The organism is Saccharothrix sp. NRRL B-16314, assembly GCF_000716595.1.
Classification (GTDB): domain Bacteria; phylum Actinomycetota; class Actinomycetes; order Mycobacteriales; family Pseudonocardiaceae; genus Actinosynnema.
In genome coordinates this window covers 819,390-844,473 of sequence record NZ_JNXC01000001.1, presented here as the reverse complement: position 1 = coordinate 844,473, position 25,084 = coordinate 819,390, and the positions used below count along the sequence as shown (strand labels likewise).

The window sequence follows — 25,084 nt, the reverse complement described above, 5'->3', positions numbered from 1 at the left end:
CGGCCCCCGACGCCCGCACGGGATCACCGCAGGCCTTCGAGTTCACGTCGTACCTCGTCGGCGTGGGGGTGGTGCAGCTCCTCGAAGGCGGTCAGCGCGTTGCGCAGGGCGGCGCGTGCGGCGTCGAGGTCGCCAGCGCGGCGGTGGGTCTCGCCGAGTTCGCGCCACGAGCCCGCCTCGTAGTAGCGGTCACCCGACCGCGCGAACAGCTCCACCGCCTTCCGCTGCACGGTCAGGGCTTCCTCCAGCCGGCCCAGCTCGCGGTAGGCCATCCCCAGGTTTTCGGTCGCGGCGGCGTGGCCGGGCATGTCGGTCAGGTGCTCGTACAGCCCGATCGCGTCCGCGGCGAACCGGACGGCCTCTTCGTACCGGCCGAGCAGGAGGTAGCTGTACCCGCTCGACGTGAGTGCTCGCGCCTGACCGTGCACGTGACCGAGTTCCCGGAACAGCTCCAGCGCGCGCAGTTGCCGCGGCAGCGACTCGGCCGGTATGCCGCGCAGCTCGTAGCAGGCGCTCAGGTTGACCAGTGCGTACGCCTCGGACACCCGGTCACCGGCCTCCCGGAACAGGTCCAGGGCGGCGTTGAGGTGGTCCTCGGCCTCGTCCCAGCGGTGCAGCAGCGAGGCGGCGCGTCCGAGGCCGCGGTGCATGTCCGCCCGCCCCCGGACGTCGCCCAGCCGTTCCGCCGCGCCGAGCCCTTCCCGGCAGACCTCCACCCACTCCGGCCAGTGCCCGCTCGCGTGGCAGAACGCCGCCATGAACCGGGGGATCAACCACGCGTGGGCGTCGAACCCGTGCTCGGCCGCGTAGTGGGTGGCGGCGAGCAACGTGCACAACTCGGTGCGGTACCAGGCCATGGCCGCGGCGTGCGACTCGGCGGGTTCCGGGCCCACTCCCGGTCTGGCGGGTGGCAGCGCCACCGGCTCCCGCTGCGGGAAGACCACCTTGTCGGCCTGCTCGGCGGTGTGCGCGATGTGGTCGAGCAACCGGCCACGCGCCTCGTGGATCTCGGCGGCGGTGTGCTCCGCGTCGGCTTGGTCCGCGGCATAGCTGCGGAGCAGGTCGTGGACCGCGTAGCGGCCCGGCGTGTGCTCGGAGATCAGGTTGGCGTGCGCCAGCTCCACGAGGGCGCGGCGCGCCTCGGCGAACGGGAGCGCCGCGAGGCTCGCGGTGGTGGCCGGCGAGATGTCGGGTCCGGGGTGGAGGCCGAGCAGCCGGAACACGCGGGCGGCGGGGTCGCTCAAGTACTTGTAGGACCACGAGAAGACGTCGCGGACGGACGTCGACCGGTCGCCGGTGTCCAGCGCGTCGAGCCGGCTCCGGTCGGCCGCCGGCTCGGCCGCGAAGGCCCGCAGCGACGCGGCCGGCTCGACCGCCGTGCGCGCCGCAACCACCGCGAGTGCCAGCGGCAGGCCACCGCACCAGGTGACGAGTCGGTCCACCGAGCGCGGGTCGGCGGTCGACCTGGCCTTGCCGACGCCCGCTTCCAGCAGCGCGACGGCCTCGTCGCGGTCCATCAGGTCGAGCGGGACGGGCCGGGCGCCTTCCTGGACGACCAGACCGGTGAGCCTGCTCCGGCTCGTGACCACCACCAGGCAGCCGGGGGTGCCCGGCAGCAGGGGGCGGACCTGGTCGGCGTCGCGGGCGTTGTCCAGGACCACCAGCACCGACCGGTCGGCGAGCAGGCTCCGGTACAGCGACGCCTGCGCGTCCACGGTCTGCGGTATCCGGCCGGGTGGCACGTCGAGCGCTTCCAGGAACCCGCGCAGCACGTCCGTCGGCGATGCCGGCTGCCCGGACGGGTCGAACCCGCGCAGGTTGGTGTAGAGCTGGCCGTCGGGGAACCGGTGCGCGACCCGGTGCGCCCAGTGCACCGCGAGCGCCGTCTTGCCGATCCCCGCCGTGCCGTTGATCGCCGAGATCACCACCGCGGAGCCGGACTCGGCGGCGGGGTCCGGCACAGCGGCGTCCAGGTCCACGAGCGCCTGCCGGCGTCCGATGAAGACGCGCGGCGGCGCGGGCAGTTGGCGCGGCACCCCGTCGCGCGGCGCGGAACCGGCCGATCCGTGTTCCAGGATGCGCTGGTGGAGGCCGCGCAAGGCCGGACCGGGGTCGGCGCCGAGTTCGTCGGCCAGGTACGTGCGCACCTCTTCGTAGACGGCCAGCGCTTCCGCCTGCCGATCCGACCGGTAGAGGGCCAGCATCAGCTGCGCCCAGAACTTCTCGCGCAACGGGTGCCGCCGGGTGAGGACGCGCAGTTCCGCCACCACCTCACGGGCCCGCCCGGCGTCCAGGTCGACGTCGACCCGCTGCGCCAACACGTCGAGGCGGTGTTCCAGCAGTGGCGCGACCTCCTCGCCGTGGAGGGTGTCCGACCGCACGTCCGGCAGCGGGTCGCCCCGCCACACGGCGAGCGCGTCGGCGTAACGCCCCTCGTCCACCAGCGCGCGGTACCGGTGGAGGTCGAGGCTGCCCGGTGGGACGTCGGCGACGTACCCGGCTTCGGCGGTGCGGATCACGTTCGCGTCGCCCAGCGCCTGGCGCAGCCGGGTCACGGTCATCTGGAGCGTCGCCTTGGCCCGCGCCGGGTTCGGCGGCGCGCCGTCCCACAGCCAGTCGACCAACCGGTCCGCGGGCACGACCTCGCCCGCCCGCAGGAGCAGCGCGGCCAGCAGGACGCGGCAGAGCCCGGCCGGCACCGGCACCTCGCGGTCGTCCACGCTGACCCGGAGCTCGCCGAGGACTTCGAACCCGATCACAGCGGACGCACCCAGAACCGACGAACCCAGAACGGTGAGCGCGCCGCGCGTCGACCACGAGCCGCGTCGCACGAGCCGGATGTCCTCATGACCACGTCTCCAGCACTACAACTCCTTCAGCCGCGCACGAATCCGGTTGGCCACCGCGGACGTGGCGGGCCACAGCGCCAGCGCCGCCGTCAGGCTCTCCCGCGCGCCCGCCACGTCGCCCATCGCCGCCAACGTCCGGGCCAGGTTGTCCAGCGCCGCGGCCTCGGTGGTGTGGTCGCGCGCCTCGACGGCCGTCGCCAGGGCCTGTCGGTACGCCTCGACCGCTTCGTCCGTCCGCCCGGCGGCGGCGAGCGCGTTCCCGTAGTTGTCCAGGAAACGCCCCGTGACGACCGGGTCCTCGGTGCCCTCCACCAGCCGCAGCGCCTCCAGGCTCGCCGCGACCGCCTCCTCGCCGCGACCACCGGCCGCCAGCGCGCTGGACAGCGTGTTCAACGTGATGGCCTCCCCGTGCCGTTCGCCGACCTCGACCAGGATGCGCCGCGACTCCTCCAGCATCCCGATCGCCTTCGCCGACTCCCCCTGGCGGATGTGGCAGATGGCCAGCGCGTTCAACGTCAGCCCCTCGCGCCGCCGGTCACCGGCCGCCCGGCGGAAGTCGAGGACCTGGCGGTGGACGGCGATCGCGTCGTCGTACCGCTCGGCATCGCTGTACGTCATCGCCAACGCCTGCGCCGTGACCGACCGGACGTCCGGGTCCTCGACGGTGCGCGCCGCCGCCATGGCGATCTCCAACGCGGGGACGGACTCGGTGAACCGCTTGGCGATGTCGAAGAACGCCCACTGCGCGACCGGCAGCCGCCACGCGTGCTCGAACCCCGCTCCCGCCGCCCACCGCGTCGCGGCGGCCAGGTTCGCCTGCTCGACCTCGCACCACTCCAGCGCCTGCCGGCGGTCGGCGAACTCCAGCGCCCGTTCGCGCGAGGCACCCGTGCTCACGTCGGGGCGCAGGCTGCGGAGCAACGCCGTCGCGTTGAGCGCGGTGTCGGTGTAGAAGTCCAGCAGGCGGCGCATCGCCTCGCTCCGGGTCTCCTCGTCGTCCTCCGCGAGCGACTTCGCCGCGGCGTACTCCCGCAACAGGTCGTGCGACGTGAAGCGACCCGCCGCCGGTTGCCGGACCAGGTTCGCCGTCACCAGCGTGGACACCGACCGCCGCGCTCCCGCCACGTCACAGCCGAGCAGCGCCGCGACCGCCGCGATCGCGATGTCGTCACCAGGAACCAGGCCCAGCAACCGGAAGGCCGCCCGCGCGTCGGCGTCCAACCCCACGTACGACGAGTCGAACGCGGCGCGCATGGCGAGTTGTTCGTCCCCCTCGATCGCCAACGCGTCCAGGCGGTCCTCACCCCGCAGTTCACCGACGTACCGGGCGAGGTCCGGGGCCGCCCTGCCCGCCAGGTGCGCGCCCGCGATCCGCAACGCGAGGGGCCAGTGCGCGCACGTCACGGCGAGGTCCGCCGCCGCCTCGGGCGCCGCGTCGAGCACGTCGACGCCCAACACCCCGCCCAGCAACGCCAACGACTCGTGCGGGCGCAAGGGCTCGATCACGAACGACCGCGCGCCGTGACCGTCGACGAGTTCCGGCAGGCCCTCGCGACTCGTCACCAGCACCGCGCAGCGGGGGTCCTCCGGCAGCAGCAGCCGCACGTCCTCCACCCGGCGCACGTTGTCCAGCAGCACCAGCACCCGCCGGTCCGCGAGCAGCGACCGGTACAGCGACACCTGCTCCTCCGGGTCGCCCGGCACGTCCTCGGCGGCGATGCCCAACGCCCTCAGGAACCGCGGCAGCACGACCGCGGCGGTGACCGCGGACGAAGGCGAGTAGGAGCGGAGGTCCGCGAAGAGCTGCCCGTCGGGGAAGGCGTCCCGCAGCAGTCGGGCGACGTGCACCGCCAGCGCGGTCTTGCCGATGCCCGGCGCCCCGGAGATCAACGTGAGCGGGACGCGGGCGTCGTCCGCCGACAGCAGGGCGGTCAGCTCCGCCACCACGTCGGCGCGGCCGACGAACTCGGGCACGGGCGGCAACTGGCGCGGCACCACGCCGATCGGCCGCTCCCGCACGGCCCGGCCCGTCAGCACTCCGGCCTGCAACTCCCGCAACGCCCGACCGGGGTCGATCCCCAGCTCGTCGGCCAACCGCGCCCGCACCGTCTCGTACGCCGCCAACGCCTCGGCCTGCTGCCCCGCGCCGTGCAGCGCCCGCACCAACTGGCCCCAGAACCGCTCGTGCAACGGGAACCGGGCCGTCAGCACGCGCAGCTCCGGCACGACGTCGAGCGACCGCCCCGCGTCGAGGTCGGCGTCGATGCGCTTCTCCGTCACCACAAGGCGTTCGTCCAGCAACGGCGCGACCTCGACGCGGTGCAGCGAAGCCGACCGCACGTCCGACAGCGGCTCACCGCGCCACAACGCCAACGCCTCGGCGTACCGGCCCCGCTCCGCCAAGTCGCGGTAGCGGTGCAGGTCGAGGCTTCCCGGCGGCACGGCCGCGACGTACCCGCCGGTCGCCGTGCGCACGATCTCCACCGGGCCCAACGCCTGCCGCAACCGCCGCACCACCATGTGCAGCGTCGCCCTGGCCCGCGACGCGTTCGGCGGCGCCCCGTCCCACAGCCAGTCCACCAGCACGTCGACCGGGACGACCTGGTCGGCGCGCAACAACAACCCGGCGAGCAGCACGCGCGCGCGACCGGCCGGCACCGGCACGGCGCGACCGTCGAACCTCACCTCGAGCGGTCCGAGGACACCTAGTTCGACCGACACGACCCTCCTACTCCGCACCGGCGCGGGACGCCCGAGCCGTGACAGCGCCGCGTGAGTGGACTGTGAGGGCCACCGGTCACAGTGGACACGTTCACCGCCGCCCCTCTACGGGGTGCGCGGGACCGGCGGTCCGATCAAGGGGGGAAAGCCGGTTCCGGTCGCCGGTGGGTCGTCGGGGGGCGACGCACCGGAACGGCCCCGCGCCGCGGTGACGCCCGTACCCGCGGGCGCCCTCGACTCCTCCCCGTCGAGGGCCCTGCGGGATCGGAACAACGGCCGTCACGACAGGGCCGCCGCTCTCGCCCGCAACGCCTCGGCCGTGCCGTGGCCCAACTCGTCCAGGATCACCAACGCCTCCTGCCAAGCCGAACGCGCCGCACCGCGATCACCGGCCGCCACGTGCGCGTCACCGAGCCGTTCGAGGGTCGCGGCCTCCTCGTAGCGGTCGCCGCTCTCGCGGTACCTCGGCAGCGCCTCCCGGTAGCAGCGGACGGCCTCGGCCGGATCGTCCAGGCGGTGGTGGATGTAGCCGAGGCTGTCCCACGTCGCCGCTTCCGCCAGCACGTCGTTCACCTCGCGGAACAGCACCAAGGCCCGGCCGCAGTCGGCCAGCGCCCGGTGCAGGTCCTCGCCGAGCATCGCCCTGGCCCAGCCGACCGCGTTCAGCGCCCGAGCCGTGCCGGCGCGATCACCCAGCGCCTCGAACACCGCGAGGGCCTGCTCCGCGTGGTGCAGGGCGTCGTGCAGCCGGTCCGCCGCCTCGTACAGGCCGGCCAGGTGGCGGTGGATGTGCGCCTGGCTCTGCCGGTCGCCCAGCTCCCGGACCAGCTCCAGCGCCGCGGTCAGGTTGGCCTCGGACTCGGCGAACCGGCGCAGCGGGATCATGATCCGGCCCAGGCCGCGGTGCGTCGAGGCCAGCGCGACCCGGTCGTTCAGCCGCTTCGCCGCCGCCAACGCGATCTCCAGGCACCTGGCCTGCTCGTGCCAGAACGAGCGCAGCCGGGCGAACGCCGTGGTCGTCCACGCCAACTGCCAGGCGTGCGTGTCGAAACCGCGCGCGGCGGCGTGGCCGACCGCGGCCATCAGCGACCCGTGCTCCAGCTGGAACCACGCCAGCGCGTCGGCCCGCCCGGTCAGCTCCGGGACCACGACACCGGGCGCCGGTTCGGCGAACGCGATCTCCTCCCGCTGCGAGTACAGGAGCCGGTCGGCGTTGTTCGCGGTGTGCAGGTAGTGGTCGAGCACGCGGCGCAGGGCGTCGCGCAGGGCGGCCTGGTCCTCGTGCCGCGCGGTCAGATCACGCGCGCACGCGTGCACCAGGTCGTGCAACGAGAAGCGGCCCGGCACCGGCTCCGAGATCAGGTGCAGCCTGCTCAGCTCGCCCATCAGCCGCCGGGCCTCCCGCGGTGGCACGCCGGCCAGGCTCGCCGCCGCCGGTACCGACACGTCCCGGCCGGCGTGCACGCCGAGCAGCAGGAACATCCGGGCCGCCGGCGGGCTCAACCGCTCGTAGGACCAGGAGAACACCGTCTTGACGCTGGCCGTCGCGTCACCCGTGTCCAGCGCCTCCAACCGGGTCCGCTCGTCGGCCAGCTCGCCGGCCAGCGCCCGCAGCCGGAAGTCCGGGTGCGCCGCCGCCCGCGCCGCGACCACGGCCAGCGCCAACGGCAGGCCCGCGCAGTGCCCGATCAGCTCGCGCACCGCGTCCGGCTCGGCCGTCACCCGCGCCCGGCCGAGCTGCCGCTCCAGCAGCGCCGTCGCCTCCTCGTCCGACAGCACGTCCAGCGGCAACGGCCGCGCGCCCTCGCGCACCACCAACCCGTCGAGCTGGTTGCGGCTGGTGACCAGCGCCAGGCAGCGCGAACCGCTGGGCAGCAGCGGACGCACCTGCTCGTTGTCCGCGGCGTTGTCCAGCACCACCAGCACCCGGCGCTCGGCCAGCAGGCTCCGGTACAGCCCGACCTTCTCGTCCAACCCGGACGGGACCCGGTCGCGCGCCACGCCCAGCGCGCCGAGGAAACCGCGCAGCGCCTCGTCCGGGCTCATCGGCACGCCGGTCGGGTCGAACCCGCGCAGGTTCACGTAGAGCTGGCCGTCCGGGAACCGGTCGCGGCTCTGGCCCGCCCAGTGCAGCGCCAACGTCGTCTTGCCGACGCCCGCCGTGCCGTTGATCGCGGAGATCACCACCGTGCCGCCCGCCGCGGCCGTGTCCAGCAGCGCCCACAGCGCTTTCAGCTCGTGCTCGCGCCCGACGAAGAACCGGGTGTGCATCGGCAGCTGCCGCGGCGCGGGCGTGCCCGGCGAGTCGGGCGTGCGCTCGGTGATGTCCGGTGCGGCGGTGAGGATGCGCTGGTGCAGCTCCTGCAACCGCGGGCCCGGGTCGACGCCCAGCTGCTCGGCCAGCAGCTCGCCGACCGAGCGGTAGGCGGCCAACGCCTCGGCCTGCCGGTCGGACCGGGACAGGGCCTCCATCAGCTGACCCCAGAACCGCTCGCGCAACGGGTGCTCGCGGGTCAGCGAGCGCAACTCCGGCACCACCTCGGCGGCCCGGCCCGCGGCCAGGTCGGCGTCGAGGCGGCGTTCCAGCGCGTCGAGGCGTTCCTCCAGCAGCGGCACCACGTCCTCGCCGTGCAGCACGTCCGACGGCACGTCCGACAGCGGCGCGCCGCGCCACAGGTCGAGCGCCTCGGTGAACCGGTCCCGGCCGACCAGGTCGCGGAACCGGTGCAGGTCCAGGGCGTCCGGCGGCACGTCCGCCGCGTACCCGCCGGTGGCCGTGCGGACCACGTTCGCCGCGCCGAGCGACTGGCGCAGCCGCGTCACCACCATGTGCAGGGTGGCCCTGGTGCGGGCCGGGTTCACCGACCGGCCGTCCCACAGGCGGTCGACGAGGTCGTCCATCGGGACCACGCGGCCGGCGCGCAGCAGCAGGCTCGCCAGCAGCACCCGCGCCTTGCCGGTCGGCAGGGCCACCTGCCTGCCGCCGTGCCAGACCTCGAGGGGCCCGAGCACCTTGAACTCAGTCTTCACGCGCCTCCCCCTCGGTCCGCCGCAGCGCCCGGAGAGGCCGCCGCGACTTGCTTGTGAGGGATTGCCCCGCCGGGGAGCGTTCCCCACGGCACCTCACCCGGGATGCCACTACGCGGAGTGGACCACCGGCACCACTTCCGTCACATGCAGGCCGGAGCATAGAGCAGCGCGGCGACATCCGAGAGGTCTCCGTGAGTCGAGTGTGAGAGGCGCCCGGCACAGTGACGGCGTTCACCGCGAGCGACCGACCGGACGCGCACGGCAGTCGGCGACACCGGGGGGTACAGCCGTTCGCGCAGGTGGCACGGCCGCGACTCGTCCGCTTCGACGGGTGACGGCCGGCGGTGGCAGCACGGCGCGCGCCGGTTCGGCGGTCCTCCGCGGAACCGGCGGGCGCCGTCGACCCGGGTGGGCGACGGCGGCCGTCCGCTCAGCGCGTAACTCCGAATCTTCGACGCCACAGCGCCCGGAACACCCGTGACGCCGACCCGGGAACCCCCGGAAACGCGAAAAGCCCCGCCGAAGCGGGGCCCTCCACGTGTTCCGGACTACTCGGGGTCGATCCAGGCGACCTGGATGCGCTGCTGACCCAGCTTGCGGGTGACCAGCGTGCCCCGGCCGGGCGGCTGCGGCGACGGCTTGAGGTTGCCCACGATGGAGCCCTCCTCCTTCGAGCCGGAGCCCACCATGATCGGCGCCGAGATCTCCTTCAGCTTGCCCAGGATCGGGTCGTACATCGCCCGCGACGCGCCACCCATGCGGCGGACCGCGACGATGTGCAGACCGACGTCCTTGGCCTGCGGGATGAACTCCGCCAGCGCCTGCAACGGGTTCTGCCCGCCCTGCGGCGCGACCAGGTCGTAGTCGTCCACGATCACGAACAGCTCGGGGCCCTTCCACCAGGAGCGGTTCTTCAACTGCTCCTGGGTGACGTCCGGACCGGGCAGCCGGCCCGTCATCGAGCCCCGGACGTCCTTGATCATGTCCGTGAGCTGCGCCGACGACACCGCGTAGGACAGCAGGTGGTCCGTCTCGATGTAGCCGAGCATCGTGCGCCGGTAGTCGACCAGCATGATCAGCGCCTCGGACGAGGTGTAGCTGTTCATGATGCCGCGGACGATCGTGCGCAGCAGGTTGGTCTTGCCGGACTCGCCGTCGGCCAGGCACATGAAGTGCGGGTCGGCGTCGAAGTCCAGGTACACCGGCGCCAGCTCGTCCTCGTTGACGCCGACCGGCACCAGGTGGCCCCGGTTCGGGCGGACCTGCTGCACCTGGGCCATGAAGTCGGCGTAGGGCAGCAGGTCGGGCAGCAACCGGACCTGCGGCGCGCGCTTGCCGCGCCACGCGGCGTTGACCTTGGCGATCATGTCCTGCACGCCGGCGGCCACGTTCTCCGCGTCCGACGACGCGTCGATGCGCGGCAGCGAGGTCAGGAAGTGCAGCTTCTGCGGCGACAGACCGCGACCCGGGCGGCCGGCCGGGATGTTGACCGCGACCTTCCGGTCGACCTCGGACTCGCTGGGGTCACCGAGGCGCAGCTCGAACCGGGTGCCGAGCAGGTCCTTCATCGCGGGCCGGATCTCCGCCCACCGGTTCGCCGCCACGACCACGTGCACGCCGTACGACAGACCCTGCGCGGCCAGCGCCTGCACCATCGGCTCCAGCGCCTCGAACTCCTGCCGGAAGTTCATCCAGCCGTCGACCAGCAGGAACGCGTCACCGAAGTTGTCGTCGCGGATCTCGCCGCGCCGCCGGCGGTTGCGGAACTCGACCATCGAGTCGATGCCCTGCGCCCGGAACCGCTGCTCGCGCTCGGCGATCAGGCCCGACAGCTCGGCCACCATCCGGCGCGCCTTGTCCACGTCCAACCGGCTGGCGAAACCACCGACGTGCGGCAGCTTCTCCAGTGACGCGAGCGTGCCGCCACCGAGGTCGAGGCAGTAGAACTGCACTTCCTCGGGGGTGTGCGTCAACGCCATGGACGTGATCAGGGTGCGCAGCATCATCGACTTGCCGGACTGCGGACCGCCGACGATCGCGCCGTGGCCCGCAGCACCGGAGAAGTCCGCCCACAGCAGGTCGCGCCGCTGCTCGAACGGCTTGTCCACCACGCCGAGCGGCACCTGGAGCTTGCCGTTGGAGAAGAAGCCCGGCGCGGTCAGACCGCGGTCCTCGGTGGCCTGCAACGGCGGCAGCAGGGTGTCCAGCGACGGCGGCTCGTTGAGCGGCGGCAGCCACACCTCGTGCGCCGGCGGACCCTGGCCCACCAGGCGTTCGACGATGACTTCCAGCTCGGACGGCTCGTTGCTGTCCTCTTCCTTCTTCTCCTGCTTGACCGGTTCCAGCGGGCGGACCGGTTCCTTGGGGATCTCGATGTAGTCCGGCACGAAGTACCGGGGCCGCTTGTCGCTGCTCACCGGCGCGGACGGGCCGGCGACCTGCAACCCGGCGGGCCGGTACGGGCCGGACACGTACAGCGCCTTGAACCGCGTCAGCGGCGAGCCCTGCACGCCCAGGTACCCGGAACCGGGGATGGGCGGCAGCTCGTAGGCGTCCGGCACGCCGATCGCGGCGCGCGACTCGGCCGCGGAGAACGTCTTCAGACCGATCCGGTACGACAGGAACGTGTCCAGACCGCGCAGCTTGCCCTCTTCGAGGCGCTGCGAGGCCAGCAGCATGTGCATCTGGAGCGACCGGCCGACACGACCGATCTGGAGGAAGATGTCGATGAAGTCCGGCTTCGCCGTCAGCATCTCGGAGAACTCGTCGATGCAGATGAACAGCGCGGGCAGCGGGTCGATGTCGGCGCCGTTCTCACGGGCCTTCTCGTAGTCCCACACGTTCTTGTAGTTGCCCTTGGCCAGCACTTCCTGGCGCCGGGACACCTCGCCCGCGATGGCGTCCTTCATCCGGTCGACCAGGGTCAGGTCGCCGGCCAGGTTGGTGATCGTCGCGGCGACGTGCGGCGCCTTGTCCAGGCCGAGGAACGTCGCGCCACCCTTGAAGTCGACCAGGATCATGTTGAGCGAGGTCGACGAGTGCGTGGCCAGCATGCCCAGCACCAGCGTGCGCAGGAACTCGGACTTGCCGGAACCGGTCGCGCCGATGCACAGGCCGTGCGGGCCCATGCCCTCCATGGCCGCTTCCTTGATGTCCAGCTCGACCTGCTGACCGAACTCGCCGATGCCGAACGGCACCCGGTAGCGGTCGCGCACCGGCCGTGGCCGCCACGCGCCCTGCACGTCGAAGGTCATCGGGTCACCGGGGATGCCGAGGAACTCCAGCAGCGGCGGGTTGTTGCTCATCGACAGCGGGTCCTCGTCGCTGCCGCCCGCGTCGACGCCGCCGATCCGGTACGGCGAGATCCGCCGGGCCAGCGCCTCGGCCTCGACCACGCTCAGCCAGTCCGGTCCGCCGAACCACTCGACACCGCTCGCGCTGCGCGCGCCGAGCTTGCCGTCCTCGATCACCAGCCGGAGGCCGCGGCGTGCGGTCAGGTTGCCCAGCGACTCGGACAGGTCCAGCAGCGTGACGCCGACCAGGCCCTCCTCCAGGATGATCTGCTCTTCCCGGGTGACGTCGCCGTCGTCGATCACGATCACGATGTGCGGCTGGTCGGCGGGCGGCGGCGCGTTGCGGGTGAACCGCTGCCGGTCGCGCAACTGGTCGTCCAGCATCTGCTCGACCTCGGCCAGCGAGCTCGCCATCATCCGCATCTGGCCGATGCCGTCCACGATCTGCGGGTGCTGCACGTGCGGCAGCCACTTCATCCACTCCCACTCGGCCTTGGTGCGGCCCGTGGTGACGACCGCGATCAGCAGGTCGTCCGGCGAGTGGAAGGTCGCCATCTGCGCGAGCAGGGCGCGGGCCAGGCCGCGCTTCTCCTCGATGTCGCCGAGCAGGCCGACGGCGGCGAAGCCGCGCAGCGCGATGGAGATCGGCAGGTCGGGCACGAGCGAGTGGGCGCGCACGAACCGGCGCAGCGCCAGCGTCGCGATCGGCTCCAACTCCTCGACCGGACCGGTCTGCGGCGGCACGAGCCGGGTGGCCAGCCGCTGCGAGCCGCGGCCCGCGCGCAGGTGGCAGAAGTCGGGGTCGTTCTGCCGGCGTTCCCACATGCGCCGGGTGGTGGCCAGGGACCAGAGCATCTGGGGGTCGGGGTGGACCCACTCGCGCTCGGCGCGCTGCTCGTTGGCGGCCTCACGGGCGCGGTCCCGCATCTGGCCGAGGTACCGCAGGTAGTCCTTGCGGTCCTCGTTCATCTCGGCCTTCTTCTGGCCCTTGCCGCCGCCCATGCCGCCCGCCATCATGCCGATGGTCGAGATCAGCATCATGCCCGGCATGATCATCGCCGCCGGGCTGCGGGCGCTGTACTGGAACATCAGCACCATCATCCCGACGGACGCCACGATCATGACGACGGGCATCGCCTTCATCATGATGTTGCCGGGGATGACCCGGGGCACCTCGGGTGGCGGTTCGAGGTGGACCTCACCACCGGGCGGGCGGGGAGCGGCGAGGCGTGCCGTGCGCTTGAACTGCAGCGTGCTCACCTGACAGGCACCTCTTCAGCGTCGATCCCGTTGCGATCCCCCCGTCCCGGCAGGACCGGGAAGACGGGCGGGCCACCAGCGGCACGAGCCACCCGTGGCAACCGACACTATGGCGCATCGGAACCCCGCACGGCGGGGGGTCGGTGAAATCCGCGTCCCACCTGTTGCGCGGAACGGCCCTGCCGGGGCACCCGCTGCGTCCATACTGTGTCCGCTCCGATGGGGCGGACCGAAGCACGTCCGACCGGACCAATAAGGTCCCGGACGGACCCACAAGCACACACTCATTGACTTAGGGGGCGCTGGTGGCGACCGGTACGACGGTGTTCAGCAGGGTGACGGTGGTTGCGCCGCGAACGCGTATCGACGTCGCGCTGCCCGCCGACGTCGCGGTGGCCGACCTGCTGCCGATGCTGCTGGACATGGCCAAGGAGGCCACTCCGGACGGTGGCGTTCGACACGGCGGGTGGGCACTGGCCAAGCTGGGCGACAGCCCGTTGGACCCCAGCCGCACGCTCGCGTCGCTCGGCGTGGTCGACGGCGAGCTGCTCCAGCTGCGCAAGCGCAACGAGAACCCGCCGCCCCCGCTGTACGACGACGTGGTCGACGCGATCGCCGAGTCCGACCCGGACAGCTTCCGCCCGTGGACCAAGGACACGGCCCGGCGCTACGGCCACCTCGCGGGCGCGTTGGCGCTCATCACGGCCGCCGTCGCGGTGCTGATGGCGGGCCCGTTCGGCGGCGGCGGCAACCTCGCACCGGCGATCTGCGCGGGCGTGGTGGCCATCGCGGCGCTGGCCGCGGGCGCCGTGGTGGCCCGGTCCTACAACGCGACCGGCACGGGCGTGCTGATCGCCGCGGCCGGCGGCCTGCCGATGGCGTACGTGGCGGGTCTCTACATCGTGCCCGGCCCGCTCGAACGGCCGAGCCTGCTGCTGGCCAGCGTGCTGGTGCTGATCTTCGCCTCGGCCGCGATCATGCTGATCGGCCGGGGCATCACGGTGTTCATCGCCGCCGCCACGGCCGGCGCGCTGAGCGCCATCGCGTTCCTGATCGGCATCTTCGTCGACCACCCGATGCACGGCATCGCGGCGGCGACCACGGCCGTCGCGCTGGCCGCGCTGTCCGCGCTGCCCCGGCTCACGATCCAGCTGGCCAAGCTGCCGCTGCCGACCGTGCCGGGCAGCGCCGAGGACCTCAAGGAGGACACCGGCTTCCCGGAGTACTCCGTGATCGAGCGGCGCACGGCCAACGCGCACGAGTACCTGACCGGCATGATCATCGGCTGCGGCGGCATCGCCGCCCTGTTCGCGGTGATCGCCGCGGGCAACGGCTCCATCTGGGGCCCGCTGCTGGCGATCGTGGTGACGCTGGTGCTGCTGCTGCGCGGCCGGTCCTACGCGAACGGCGCGCAGGCGGTGGCGCTGCTGGCCAGCGGCCTCGTCGCGGGCGCGGGCGTGCTGCTGGGGTGGCTGGTGCAGTCCTCGCCGGGCGACCGGCTGCTGTGGGTGTTCGGCACCCTCGTGCTGCTCGGCGCGGGCGCGCTGGTGCTCGGCGTGATCTTCCCCAACCAGAAGTTCTCCCCGGTGCTGCGGCGCACGGTCGACGTGCTGGAGGCCATCCTGATCGCCGCGGTGCTGCCGCTGGCGCTGGCGGTGATGGACCTCTACGTGGCCATGCGCCAGCTCATCCCCGCGTGAGGCCGTGATGCGCATCCGCAGGATCGCCGCGCTGGCCGCGGTCACGGTGACGCTCGTGAGCGCGCCGGGCGCGCACGCCCAGCCGACCACGACCACGAACCAGGACAGCCGGCCGAACTCGCAGCCGCCGCCCGTCGACAAGGGCGCCTTCAGGCCGTTCACGGACCCCAAAGAAGACGTCAACTACCAGAAGAAGACGCAGTGCATCACCTCGGGCACGGGTGACAAGCGCATCCCGAACAAGCCCTGGGGCCAGATGCAGCTCCGGCTGGAGGAAGCGCACCGCTTCGCCACCGGCAAGGGCGTCATGCTGGCGATCATCGACACCGGCGTCAACGCCGAGCACCCGCGGCTCGCCGGCCGGGTCACGCCGGGCGGCGACTACGTGGAGACCAACGACCGCGGGATCGTCGACTGCGACGGCCACGGCACCGAGGTCGCGGGCGTGGCGGCGGCCAGCCGGGACGACGAGACCGGGTTCGTCGGCGCCGCACCCGAGGCGAACGTGCTGGCGATCCGCCAGACCAGCGACCACTACAACTACGAGGACCCGGCGAAGCTGGACAACCGGGCGTCCGCGGGCAAGGTCGGCACCCTGGCGCAGGCCATCGTGGCCTCCGCGACCAAGGGCGCGAAGGTCGTCAACATCTCGCTGACCGCGTGCGAACCGCCGCGCGAGCCCAGCGACCAGGAGCGCCAGCTCCAGGCCGCGATCGACTGGGCGGTCAACGAGAAGGACGTCGTCATCGTGACCGCGGCGGGCAACATCGACTCGCAGGGCGGGTGCGCCGCCCAGAACGACAACCAGAACCCGGCGAACGTCAAGGTCGTCGCGTCACCGCCGTGGTACGCCGACGACGTGCTGTCCGTCGGGTCGGTCAACATCGACGGCGAGGTGTCGTCGTTCTCGGTGTGGGGCCCGTGGGTCAGCGTGGCCGCGCCCGGCGAGAACATCGTCACGCTCGACCCGGCCGGCAAGGGCCTGACCGACGCCAACGCCGACCCCAACGGGCAGCTCTCCCTCATCCAGGGCACCAGCTTCGCGTCGCCGTACGTGGCGGGCGTGGCGGCGCTGGTGCGCGAGCGCTTCCCGCACCTGAACGCGCGCCAGGTGATGGACCGGATCAAGGCCACCGCGCAGCACCCGGGCAACCCGAGCGGCCGGAACCACAAGGTCGGCTACGGGATCATCAACCCGGTCGCCGCGCTGACCGCCGAACTGCCGTCCGAGCGCGAGGGCGCGAAGCCGGTGAAGCCCACGCAGCTGATGACGACCCTCGACCCGCTGGACCCGCCGAACAACGCGCCGATGATCGTGGCGCTGTCCGGCACGGGCGCGGGCGTCGGGCTCCTGCTGCTGACGCTCTTCATCGTGCACACCGTCAACCGCAACCGGGCCAGGCGGGCCACCGTCCCCGCGAGACGCTCGTCGATCTAGTCCACTGGAGACAGGAGAAGGGCCGCCCACCTCGGGCGGCCCTTCTTCGTTCGCCTGCCGCGCCGTCGTTCGCCTGCCGCGCCGTCCGCGCTCAGTCCTCGCCGAGGACGGGCGGTGCGGACTTCTTGGGCTTGCCGAAGACCTGCTCGGTCGAGCCCGCCAGCTGGACCTTCGACTTGTGCTCCTTCTCGCCGCCCTGCTGACCGCCCGCGCCGGCGCCGCCCATCATCCCCATGCCGCCCATCATCCCGGCGCCACCACCGGCGGACGGCGTGCCGGACGGACCCGCCGCCGCGGCGGCTGCCGGACGGGCGCCCTGTTCCACGGGGTGCGGCTCGGCCACCGCCGTCGAACCGCCCTGCTGCATGCGTTCCGGGGCACCCCCGCCGGCCACACCACCGGGCACGCCACCACCGCCGCCGCCGGGAACACCGCCGCCACCGCCACCCGGCATCCCGCCGCCGGAGCCCGAACCAGCGGCGGCCGGCTTGGTCTCGGCGGGCGGTGTGGCCGGGGCTCGCGGCACGGTCGGCTTGTCCGGCTTGGCCGGCTCCGTGAACGCCCAGTTCTGCTCGGGGTACTTGTGCTCCATCTTCACGTCGGCGAAGTCCGACGAGCCGGAAACCCCGTCGCACAGCCGGAGGAACGCCTCCAGCACGTCGCGCACCGACTCGTGCAGCTCCTTCGCCGGGTCGTGCAGCTCGTCCAGCGCCTCGACCACGCGCCGGTCGCCGTCCACCGGCAACGCCGCCGCGCCGGACACCGCGTCGGCCGCGTCGGCGAACACCCGCGACATGTCCTCGACGATGTCGCGGATGCCGTCGGCGGTGTGGTCCAGCGCCTCGCCCATCGCGTGCATCGCGTCGGACATGTCGTGCCCGGCCAAGCCGACCGTGCGCATGTGCTCCACGAACGAATCCGCGTCCTTGCCCTGCCACGCCGAGTCGAGCTTGCCCAGCGGCTTGGTCAGGTCGCGCGTCACGTGCTCGGCGACGAGCCCGGCCTTGCGCCAGCGCTCCGCCTCGTCGCTCAGGTCGTTCCAGTCGCCGACGACCGGCGTGAAGTAGTCCGCCACGAGGTCGCGCACGCCGAGCCGCCGGCTGATCCCGGACAGGTAGTCCAGCTCCGGCCCGACCGCGGCGGCGATCTGCCTGCCGTCCTTGCCCCGCATCAGAGCGACCCCGTCCGGCGTTCCACGGCCTTGATCATCGCGACCGCTTCGTCGTCCTGCGCGCCGTAGTGCTCGGCCACCTCGTGCAGGCCCTTCGCCGCCGACGTCAGCACTTCGCACGCCCGGTCGAGCTGCTGGTTCAGCATCGCCGCCGCCCGGCCGTACGCCTCGGCGTTGCGCAACGTCCGCCCCAGCTCACCGAAGCTCTGCGGGCGCACCGGCTCCTCCCGGAGCTCGGCCCGCGCACGGGTCAGCTCCTCGGCCGCCTCGTCCACCCGCTTCGCGTACAGCTCCACCCACCGCGGGTCGACCGACACCTGCCCGGTGCCCGTCGCCGCGACCGCGGGCCTGCGTGTGACCTCGTTCACCACGACACCTCCCGCACCTCTGACGGGAACCGGCCCACGCCGGTTCCGCCGAACGGGGTCAGCTGCCCTGCTTCTTCGCCTGCTCCTCGGGCAGCAGGCTGTTGCTCTTCGGCGCCGGGATGGAGTCCCAGCTGCGGGCGGCCTCGTTGCGGTTGAGCTGCGGCCCGTTGGGCAGCAGTCGCAGGATCGACTCCGGCCCGGGTGCGAAACCGTCCCCGCCCAAGCCCAGCGCGCCGCTCGTCGTCGTGTCCGGGATGCCGTACTTCACGCCGCGGCCGGTGATCAGGTGGATCGGTCCGCTGCCGAAGTCCTGGGTGGACGTCGAACTGCGCACCACGGCCGACTTGCCCGGCATCATCACGAACTCGCCGACGACCTCGCCGGTCGCGCCGACCTGGTTGATGGACACCGGTCGGGCGTCGGCCGGGATCGGCAGCGACGGCGCGATGGTCACCTTGGTGTGCTGGGACTTGTTGTCCGACGTGACGTCCTTCGCCTGCCAGCCGAGGCAGATCACCCGGTTGTTCTGGTTGGCCTCCAACACCTCCGGCACGTCCGGCGGGTAGTCGGCGAAGTCGAGCTGCTCGGTGGTCTGCGCGTCGTTGATGTCCGCGATGTCGACCAGCTTCGGCTCGGCGCCCTGCGCGTAGGCCGCGCGGAGCAGGTCGGCCGCGGCCCGGCTGACCTTCTGCAGGCCGTCCTTCAGCACCACGTGGAACTCGGAGTCCGCGCCGGACCGGCGGACCTCGATCACCGCGCCGACCTTCAGGCCGCTCGGCCTGGTGATGTACGTCACCGGCTGGCCGCGGTTCGGGATCTCGGGCGCCACCAACGGCTTCGCCTCGGGGATCGCGTTGAGCAGACCGGTGCTGATCGCCCGCGGCTTCTTGTTCGCCAGGTTCAGCGCGGTGCGGACCTCGGCGTTGCTCAGGTCGACCTTCGCCCGCACCGTGGACGTCGACGTGATCTTGGAGTTCACCGGCGCCTTGTAGATCAGGTACGCCTGCTTGTCGTCGGTGCCCGCCCGCACCAGCAGGGCGCGGTTGCCGTCGAGCAGCTCGCCGCCGCCGCTGATGCCGGCCAGCACGGTGGTGGTGAACTTGCCCGGCGCCGACGGGTCGTTCAGCGACTCGTCCAAGTGCAGCGTGTCGCACACGGACCAGTCCGAACCGATCCGGTCCTCCGGCTTGGGCAGCACGTCCGGGCCGTCCGGGATACCGGTCAACCGGCCCTTGGGCAGCTTCGACAAAGCCTTCTCGCTGACCAGTTTCGGCGTGCCGCCCGCGACCTGCGGCGCCTGGTTGACCGCACCGGCCGCCGCGTCACCGCCGCCGACCGACTGCTGGCTCGTGTCCGGGGTCTGCAGCTGCAACAGCAACAGCCGCGCGGACGCCAGGTTCGTCATCGGGACCAACGTCCTCGCGTTGCCGATCTCGCGCACGACGTAGACCTGGCCGGTCTCCTTGGAGATGGCGATCTGCGTGTCCTTGTCGAGCTGCGGGTCCGGCGAGAAGAAGCCGAAGATGAGGAACCCGATCATGCCGATGATGCCCAGCAGGACACCCACCGCGGTCGCGCGAGAGTGCGTGCGCATCGGGTCGTGCAGCATCACCGCGTCTCTGCGCACCAGGGCGGACTGCATCCTGCGCAGCACGAAGCGGTAGGCCTGGACCTGTGACTTGGTGGTGGGTGTTGATGCCATTCTCGGCTCGCTGCTCTCCCAGTCGCGGTACGGTCTGCACGATAGCCGGACGGCGGGTGGTCCGTGTGCGGGTTGGTCAGACCCGGTCGGTCCACCCGGCGCACGCCGACGGAAAGAGAACCAGAGCGGATGTCCGTGACCACCCCACATCCGGGCCAACCCAACCCCGCCATGGCGCGCGCGCAGGCCGCAGGTGGCGCCGTGCGCGCCGCGCTGCTCCGGGCACGGCGCCGCACCGCAGGCGCGAGCCTGGGCGCGCTGCCGGTCGCCAACCTGGTTGTGCTCGAGGTCGGCGTCGCCATCGCCCTGGTCCTGCTGGCGATCGGCGCCACCGGCGACGGGATCGAGCCCGTCCTCATGTACATCGCGGGTGGGATCGTGCTGATCGCGCTGATCCTCGCGTTCACCAGGTCACGGGGTCGCTGGCTGACCCAGTGGATCGGACTCGTCGCGCGGTACAGCTTCCGCTCGCACGGCCGCACGGCCAAGCGCAGCGGCCCGGTGGAGATGAAGCCTCCGTCGGAGGAGGAGTCCTCGGTCATCGGCCCGGACGACCCGCGGGTGGCCCTGCTGCGCCTCGCGGTGCCGGACCTGGTGGTGGCCAGGGGCGTCGACCACGAACGCCGCCCGCTGGGCATGGCCTGGCACCAGGGCGCGTGGACCGCCGTGCTGCTGGTCGACCCGGCGCCGGGTCTGATCACCGCGGTGGGCAGCGCGCCGTCGTTGCCGCTGGGCGCGCTCGCGCCGACGTTGGAAGACCGCGGTGTGGTGCTGGACGCGATCTCCGTGATCTGGCACTGCTACCCGGGCAGCGCGGCCCTGCCGGTGAACTCCCCCGCGCTCAACTCTTACCTCGAAGTGCTCGGCCCGCTGCCCGCGGCGGCCCGCCGGACCACGTGGATCGCGGTGCGGCTCGACCCGCGGCGGTGCGCGGCGGCGATCCGGGAACGCGGCGGCGGCGTCGTCGGCGCGCACCGCGCGTTGATCGGCGCGCTGTCACGCGTGCGCAACGCGCTGGAGTCGACGGGCGTCTCCATCCGCCCGCTCGACCCGGACGAGCTGATCCGGGCGGGCATCTCGGCGGCCGAGCTGACCTCGGTGGCCGGTGCCAACAAGTCGGTGTCGCTGCGGGAGAAGTGGTCCGGTGTGACGGCGGGCGGCGTCGGCCACGCCAGCTACGCCATCACCGGCTGGCCCGCCAAGGGCATGCGGAACAACCTGAACGCGCTGACCGGCGTGCGCGCGTTGTCCTCGACGCTGTCCATGACGATCTCGCCGAGCAGCGAGCAGGGCCAGGTCGGCCTGCGCGGCATGGTGCGGGTCAGCGCGCGGACGCCGTCCGAACTGGACCGCGCGGACGACCGGCTCAAGGCGTTGGCCGACAAGCTCGACATCACGCTGACCCCGTTGAACGGCCTCCAGGTCGCGGGGCTGGCCGCGACGCTGCCGCTGGGAGGTGTGGCGTGAGCAACTCCCGGTTGCTGAACTCGCAGGGCAAGGGCGTGGCGCCGGAGTTCCTGGTGTCGCCGCAACTGCTGGACGTGGTGAGCCCGTCGGGCGACCGCGGCGGCATGGTGCTCGGCTCGGGTCTCCAGGGCGAGCCGCTGACGATCTCGGTGCTGCGGTCCGCGCCGACCCGCATGGTCGTGGTCGGCGGGCTGTACCTGGCCCGGCAGATCGCGTTGCGGGCGATGGCGACGGGCGCGTGGATCACCATCGCGACGGGTCGTCCGGCGGCCTGGCAGCCGGTGGTGCGCGCGGCGGGCGCGGGCCCGGACGGCCGCCCCTCGCCGCTGGTGCAGCTGCGCCGGCTGAGCCCGGTGGAGCTGCCGCGGCCGTCCGAGGACAGCCCGCTGCTGGTCGTGCACGACGGCGGCCACGTGCCGCAGGAGCTGTTCCCGCCGCGGTCGCCGTGGCAGACCACCATGTACGTGCTGCCCTACCTGCACCCGCAGGCGGCGAACACCGCGAATTCCGCGGACCTGGTGCTGCTCCAGCGGTTGCCGCTCGGGCAGGCGCAGCTGGCGTCGCAGATCTGGCGGCTGCCGCCGCAGATGGCGCACCAGCTCACCACGCTCAAGGACGACCAGGTGATCGCGCTCGGCGCGAACCTGTGGCGGCCGTTGCGGTTGGTCACCACTCCCGGTGAGCAGCAGATCCTGGGTGCGGTCCGCCGCGGCGACTGACCCCGACAGCACCGACGTGCCGGATGTGCCCCTGGACGGTTGTCCGGGGGCACATTTTTCGCGGTAGGTCCAGTCACTCCCCGCAGCAATGCGTTCACAGCGCGACAAAATCTGTGGAGGAGCGGATCGTCGGGTATTGCCGGCAAATCATTGCGCCCCACCCGCAGGGCGAACTAGGAACAACTCACCGTGTCCGGTCGGTTTCGCGGTGACACCGGCCTGGCACCCACCCTGCGAAGAGGAGACCCCCTGCCATGGGAGACGTTCGCGCGTCCTGGACGAAACGGTTGGCCCGCGTCGGGCTGGCGACGGGTACGGCGTTCGCGGTGACCGCCGCGCTGACCACCTTCACGTCGGCGGCCGAAGAGGGTGCCATCCTCGGGTTGGGTGCGCCGAACTCCGTGAAGGACAGCTACATCGTCGTGCTGAAGGACGTCGGCGCGAGCAGCGTGGACGCGTTGAGCGGCAAGTACGAGGCGAAGGTCCTGCACCGGTACTCCAGTGCGCTGCGCGGCTTCTCCGCCACCATGACGGAGGCGCAGGCCCGCAAGCTGGCCGCCGACCCGTCGGTGTCGTACGTGCAGCAGGACGGCGAGGTGACGATCTCCGGCACGCAGGCGCCGACCCCGTCGTGGGGCCTGGACCGGATCGACCAGGCCGCGCTGCCGTTGGACAACTCCTACACGTACCCCAACGAGGGTGAAGGCGTCACCGCCTACATCATCGACACGGGCATCCGGTTCTCGCACGCGGACTTCGGCGGTCGCGCCGTGAGCGGTCGCGACACCGTCGACAACGACAACGACGCCTCCGACTGCAACGGCCACGGCACGCACGTGGCGGGCACCGTCGCCGGTGGCTCGTACGGCGTGGCGAAGAAGGCCAAGCTGGTCGGCGTGCGGGTGCTCAACTGCTCGGGTTCCGGCACGTACGCGGGCGTCATCGCGGGGATCGACTGGGTGACGGCGAACGCGGTCAAGCCGGCGGTCGCGAACATGTCGCTGGGTGGTGGCGCGGACGCGACGGTCGACCAGGCCGTGCGCAACTCCATCGCGTCCGGCGTGACGTACGGGCTCGCGGCGGGCAACGACAGCGGCGCGAACGCGTGCAACACGAGCCCGGCGCGGACGCTGGAGGCGATCACGGTCGGTTCCACGACCAACACCGACGCCCGGTCGTCGTTCTCCAACATCGGCACCTGCCTGGACATCTTCGCGCCCGGCTCGAACATCACGTCGGCCTGGCACACCGGTGACAGCGCCACCAACACGATCAGCGGCACGTCCATGGCGACGCCGCACGTGGTCGGCGCGGCGGCCGTCTACCTGGCCGCGAACCCGGCGGCGACGCCGCAGCAGGTGCGGGACGCGCTGGTGAACGGCGCGACGAGCGGTGTCGTCGGCAACGCGGGCACCGGGTCGCCGAACAAGCTGCTGCGCGTGGTCGGCGAGTCCACCCCGCCGCCCGGCGGGTGCGCCGCCAAGACCAACGCGACCGACGTGGCCGTGCCGGACCTCGGTGTGGCGTCCAGCCCGATCACGGTGGCCGACTGCGGCGGCAAGGCGGGTGCGGCGGCGACGGTCGAGGTGCACGTCAAGCACACGTACCGGGGTGACCTGGTGATCGACCTGGTGACGCCGAGCGGTGCGGTCAAGCAGCTGAAGGTGCAGTCCGGTTCGGACAGCGCGGACAACGTCGACGCGACGTACACGGTGAACCTGTCGGCGGAGAACGCCAACGGCACCTGGCAGCTGCGGGTCCGTGACACCTACGGCCAGGACACCGGTTACATCGACACCTGGACCCTCGACCTCTGACCCTCCGACCACCACCCCCAGCGGCCCCTCACCCCTCCCGCCGGTGAGGGGCCGCTCCACGTTTCACCTGGTCGCCTTCGAGCTGGCAGTACAGATCCGCATCGCGATACGCGCGGCCGGGCGAAACGACCTGCGCGTCGTCCCGGCGGTCAACGTGAAGGTCTCCGCGACCTCGCGGACCGGTCTGATCCCGGACGTCGTGATCGTCAACGGACTCGCCGACGTGGCCTTCCCTGCCGACGCGCGGCTGCCGGCGGTGGAGGTGGGGTCGCCCGGCGACACGCGCGGCGAGCGAGATGCGAAAACAGCCGCCTACGCGTCGGCAGGTGTGCCCTTCCTGTGGACGGTCGACTCGAGCAGGTGGTCCAGGTCCCGGGTCCGGTGACCACCACCACGGCGGCACCGGTTCCGAGCGCCGTCGACCCGGGCGAACCGGACTTCCGACCCCTCACACCCGCGCCGAGCACGAGCGCAGCGCCTCCAGCACCCGTGGCCAGGTGCAGTGGGTCGGCTCGGTCCCCCGGTTGTGCTCGGCGATCCGGGCACGCTCCTCCCGGTCCACCACCAGCCGCGTGATCCCGCCGGCGAGGTCGTCGGTGAGCAGCCCCTCCACCCCGTCGCGCACGAAGTCCGCCACCCCCGTCCCCGGCCGCGCGACGACCGGCACCCCCGCCGTCCGCGCCTCCAACGCCGCCAGCCCGAAGGCCTCCTGCCCCGCCGGGTTCACGAACACGTCCGCCCCCGCCAGCAGGTGCCCCACACCCTCCCGGTCCAGCCGGCCGGGCAGGCTGACCCACCCCATCCCGTGCCGTTCGACGTACCGCCGCAGCACCGCCATCTCCGGCCCCGACCCCGCCAACGTCGCCCGCAGCGGCACGTCCACCCGCACCGCGCGCAACGCCGCCAGCAACGCCATCGGCTCCTTCCGCGCCGCCAGCCGACCCACCGACACCACGTGCACCGCGTCGTCCGGCCGCTGCGTCGGGATTCCCCGCCACCGCGACGGCGTGATCCCGTTCGGCACCACCCCGACCGAGATCCCGGGCACCGCGTCCCGCATCCGGTCCGCCGCCGCCCGGCTCACCGCCGCCAACGTCATCGGCGCGGAACTCCACGACGCGAGCCGGTCCAGCGCGCGGTAGCACCACTGCACCACCGGGTCCCACATGCTGTGCACCACGACCACCGTCGGCAACCCCAGCCGCAACGCCGACCGCACCCCCGACCACGCGAACGGCGAGATGGCGCCGACGTGCACGTACACGACCGACGGCACCAGCGGGACGATCACCCGGTCGAGGTGCGACCCCGCCCGGGGTGCACCGGCAGGTCCCACGGCACCCGGACCGCGATCCGGTGCACCGAGTACCCGTCACCCGGCGACGCGAGCCTCGTCGCGGTCACCACGTGCACTTCCTCGCCGCTCGACGCCTGCGCCTGCGCCAGACCCGCTACCTGCACCTCGATCCCGCCCAGCCGCGGCAGGAAGCAGTCGGTGACGTGGATGATCGACAAGTTCGCTCCCGTCAAGCCGCCGAACGGACCAACT

At 72.5% G+C, this 25,084-nt stretch carries 15 protein-coding genes; 6 read left to right on the top strand and 9 right to left on the bottom strand.

The window, feature by feature from the left end:
• Nucleotides 1-23 precede the first annotated feature (23 nt).
• From OQ02_RS04195 to OQ02_RS04180, 4 genes are all read right to left on the bottom strand, one after another.
• Entirely contained in the window at nt 24-2,759 is a 2,736-nt protein-coding gene (locus OQ02_RS04195) for an AfsR/SARP family transcriptional regulator (RefSeq protein ID WP_033437029.1), read from the bottom strand.
• Between the two features lie 105 nt (nt 2,760-2,864).
• Nucleotides 2,865-5,570, bottom strand: coding sequence for an AfsR/SARP family transcriptional regulator (locus OQ02_RS04190; protein WP_051771651.1), 2,706 nt, complete (start codon nt 5,568-5,570; stop codon nt 2,865-2,867).
• A gap of 279 nt (nt 5,571-5,849) precedes the next feature.
• A complete protein-coding gene (locus OQ02_RS04185) occupies nt 5,850-8,600 on the bottom strand; it encodes an AfsR/SARP family transcriptional regulator (RefSeq protein ID WP_033436744.1) in 2,751 nt (916 codons plus the stop codon).
• 548 nt (nt 8,601-9,148) lie between these two features.
• The gene (locus OQ02_RS04180) at nt 9,149-13,153 is read right to left on the bottom strand and encodes a type VII secretion protein EccC (RefSeq protein ID WP_033436743.1); all 4,005 of its coding nucleotides are present in this window, start codon (nt 13,151-13,153) and stop codon (nt 9,149-9,151) included.
• A 305-nt stretch (nt 13,154-13,458) separates the two neighbouring features.
• Between OQ02_RS04180 and eccD the strand changes: the two genes are divergently transcribed.
• A complete protein-coding gene (gene eccD, locus OQ02_RS04175; RefSeq protein WP_033436742.1) occupies nt 13,459-14,853 on the top strand; it encodes a type VII secretion integral membrane protein EccD in 1,395 nt (464 codons plus the stop codon).
• 7 nt (nt 14,854-14,860) lie between these two features.
• Entirely contained in the window at nt 14,861-16,291 is a 1,431-nt protein-coding gene (mycP, locus tag OQ02_RS04170) for a type VII secretion-associated serine protease mycosin (protein ID WP_033437027.1), read from the top strand.
• A 91-nt stretch (nt 16,292-16,382) separates the two neighbouring features.
• On the opposite strand, the gene OQ02_RS04165 is transcribed toward mycP, so the two are convergent.
• Genes OQ02_RS04165 through eccB form a run of 3 tightly spaced genes read right to left on the bottom strand, consistent with a single transcriptional unit; the run spans nt 16,383 to nt 19,532 of the window.
• The gene (locus OQ02_RS04165) at nt 16,383-17,462 is read right to left on the bottom strand and encodes a WXG100 family type VII secretion target (protein WP_033436741.1); all 1,080 of its coding nucleotides are present in this window, start codon (nt 17,460-17,462) and stop codon (nt 16,383-16,385) included.
• Entirely contained in the window at nt 17,462-17,830 is a 369-nt protein-coding gene (locus OQ02_RS04160; protein ID WP_051771815.1) for a hypothetical protein, read from the bottom strand. Before OQ02_RS04160 ends, OQ02_RS04165 begins: the two co-directional genes overlap by 1 nt.
• A gap of 58 nt (nt 17,831-17,888) precedes the next feature.
• Entirely contained in the window at nt 17,889-19,532 is a 1,644-nt protein-coding gene (gene eccB, locus OQ02_RS04155; RefSeq protein WP_051771649.1) for a type VII secretion protein EccB, read from the bottom strand.
• A gap of 129 nt (nt 19,533-19,661) precedes the next feature.
• On the opposite strand from eccB, the gene eccE reads away from it, so the two are divergent.
• From eccE to OQ02_RS04135, 4 genes are all read left to right on the top strand, one after another.
• A complete protein-coding gene (gene eccE, locus OQ02_RS04150; protein ID WP_156076859.1) occupies nt 19,662-20,999 on the top strand; it encodes a type VII secretion protein EccE in 1,338 nt (445 codons plus the stop codon).
• On the top strand, nt 20,996-21,718 hold the full coding sequence (locus tag OQ02_RS04145) for a hypothetical protein (protein ID WP_033436740.1): 723 nt from the start codon (nt 20,996-20,998) through the stop codon (nt 21,716-21,718). Before eccE ends, OQ02_RS04145 begins: the two co-directional genes overlap by 4 nt.
• 254 nt (nt 21,719-21,972) lie before the next feature.
• Nucleotides 21,973-23,535, top strand: coding sequence for a S8 family peptidase (locus tag OQ02_RS04140; RefSeq protein ID WP_033436739.1), 1,563 nt, complete (start codon nt 21,973-21,975; stop codon nt 23,533-23,535).
• A gap of 43 nt (nt 23,536-23,578) precedes the next feature.
• Nucleotides 23,579-23,920 carry a Uma2 family endonuclease gene (locus OQ02_RS04135; RefSeq protein ID WP_051771643.1) on the top strand — a complete coding sequence of 114 codons (342 nt, stop codon included), beginning with the start codon at nt 23,579-23,581 and terminating at the stop codon, nt 23,918-23,920.
• 63 nt (nt 23,921-23,983) lie between these two features.
• Here the strand turns inward: OQ02_RS04135 and OQ02_RS40000 are convergent, their stop codons facing one another.
• Both OQ02_RS40000 and OQ02_RS44700 read right to left on the bottom strand, forming a co-directional pair.
• A complete protein-coding gene (locus OQ02_RS40000) occupies nt 23,984-24,826 on the bottom strand; it encodes a glycosyltransferase family 4 protein (RefSeq protein WP_063746994.1) in 843 nt (280 codons plus the stop codon).
• Complete coding sequence (locus tag OQ02_RS44700) at nt 24,823-25,050, bottom strand: glycosyltransferase (protein ID WP_197043207.1); 228 nt, start codon at nt 25,048-25,050, stop codon at nt 24,823-24,825. Before OQ02_RS44700 ends, OQ02_RS40000 begins: the two co-directional genes overlap by 4 nt.
• Nucleotides 25,051-25,084: the final 34 nt, after the last annotated feature.

Coding starts and splice junctions, on each gene's coding strand:
- mycP (WP_033437027.1), top strand. CDS start 14,861: ATGCGCATCCGCAGGATCGCCGCGCTGGCCGCGGTCACGGTGACGCTC.
- OQ02_RS04165 (WP_033436741.1), bottom strand. CDS start 17,462: ATGCGGGGCAAGGACGGCAGGCAGATCGCCGCCGCGGTCGGGCCGGAG.
- eccB (WP_051771649.1), bottom strand. CDS start 19,532: ATGGCATCAACACCCACCACCAAGTCACAGGTCCAGGCCTACCGCTTC.
- eccE (WP_156076859.1), top strand. CDS start 19,662: ATGTCCGTGACCACCCCACATCCGGGCCAACCCAACCCCGCCATGGCG.
- OQ02_RS04140 (WP_033436739.1), top strand. CDS start 21,973: ATGGGAGACGTTCGCGCGTCCTGGACGAAACGGTTGGCCCGCGTCGGG.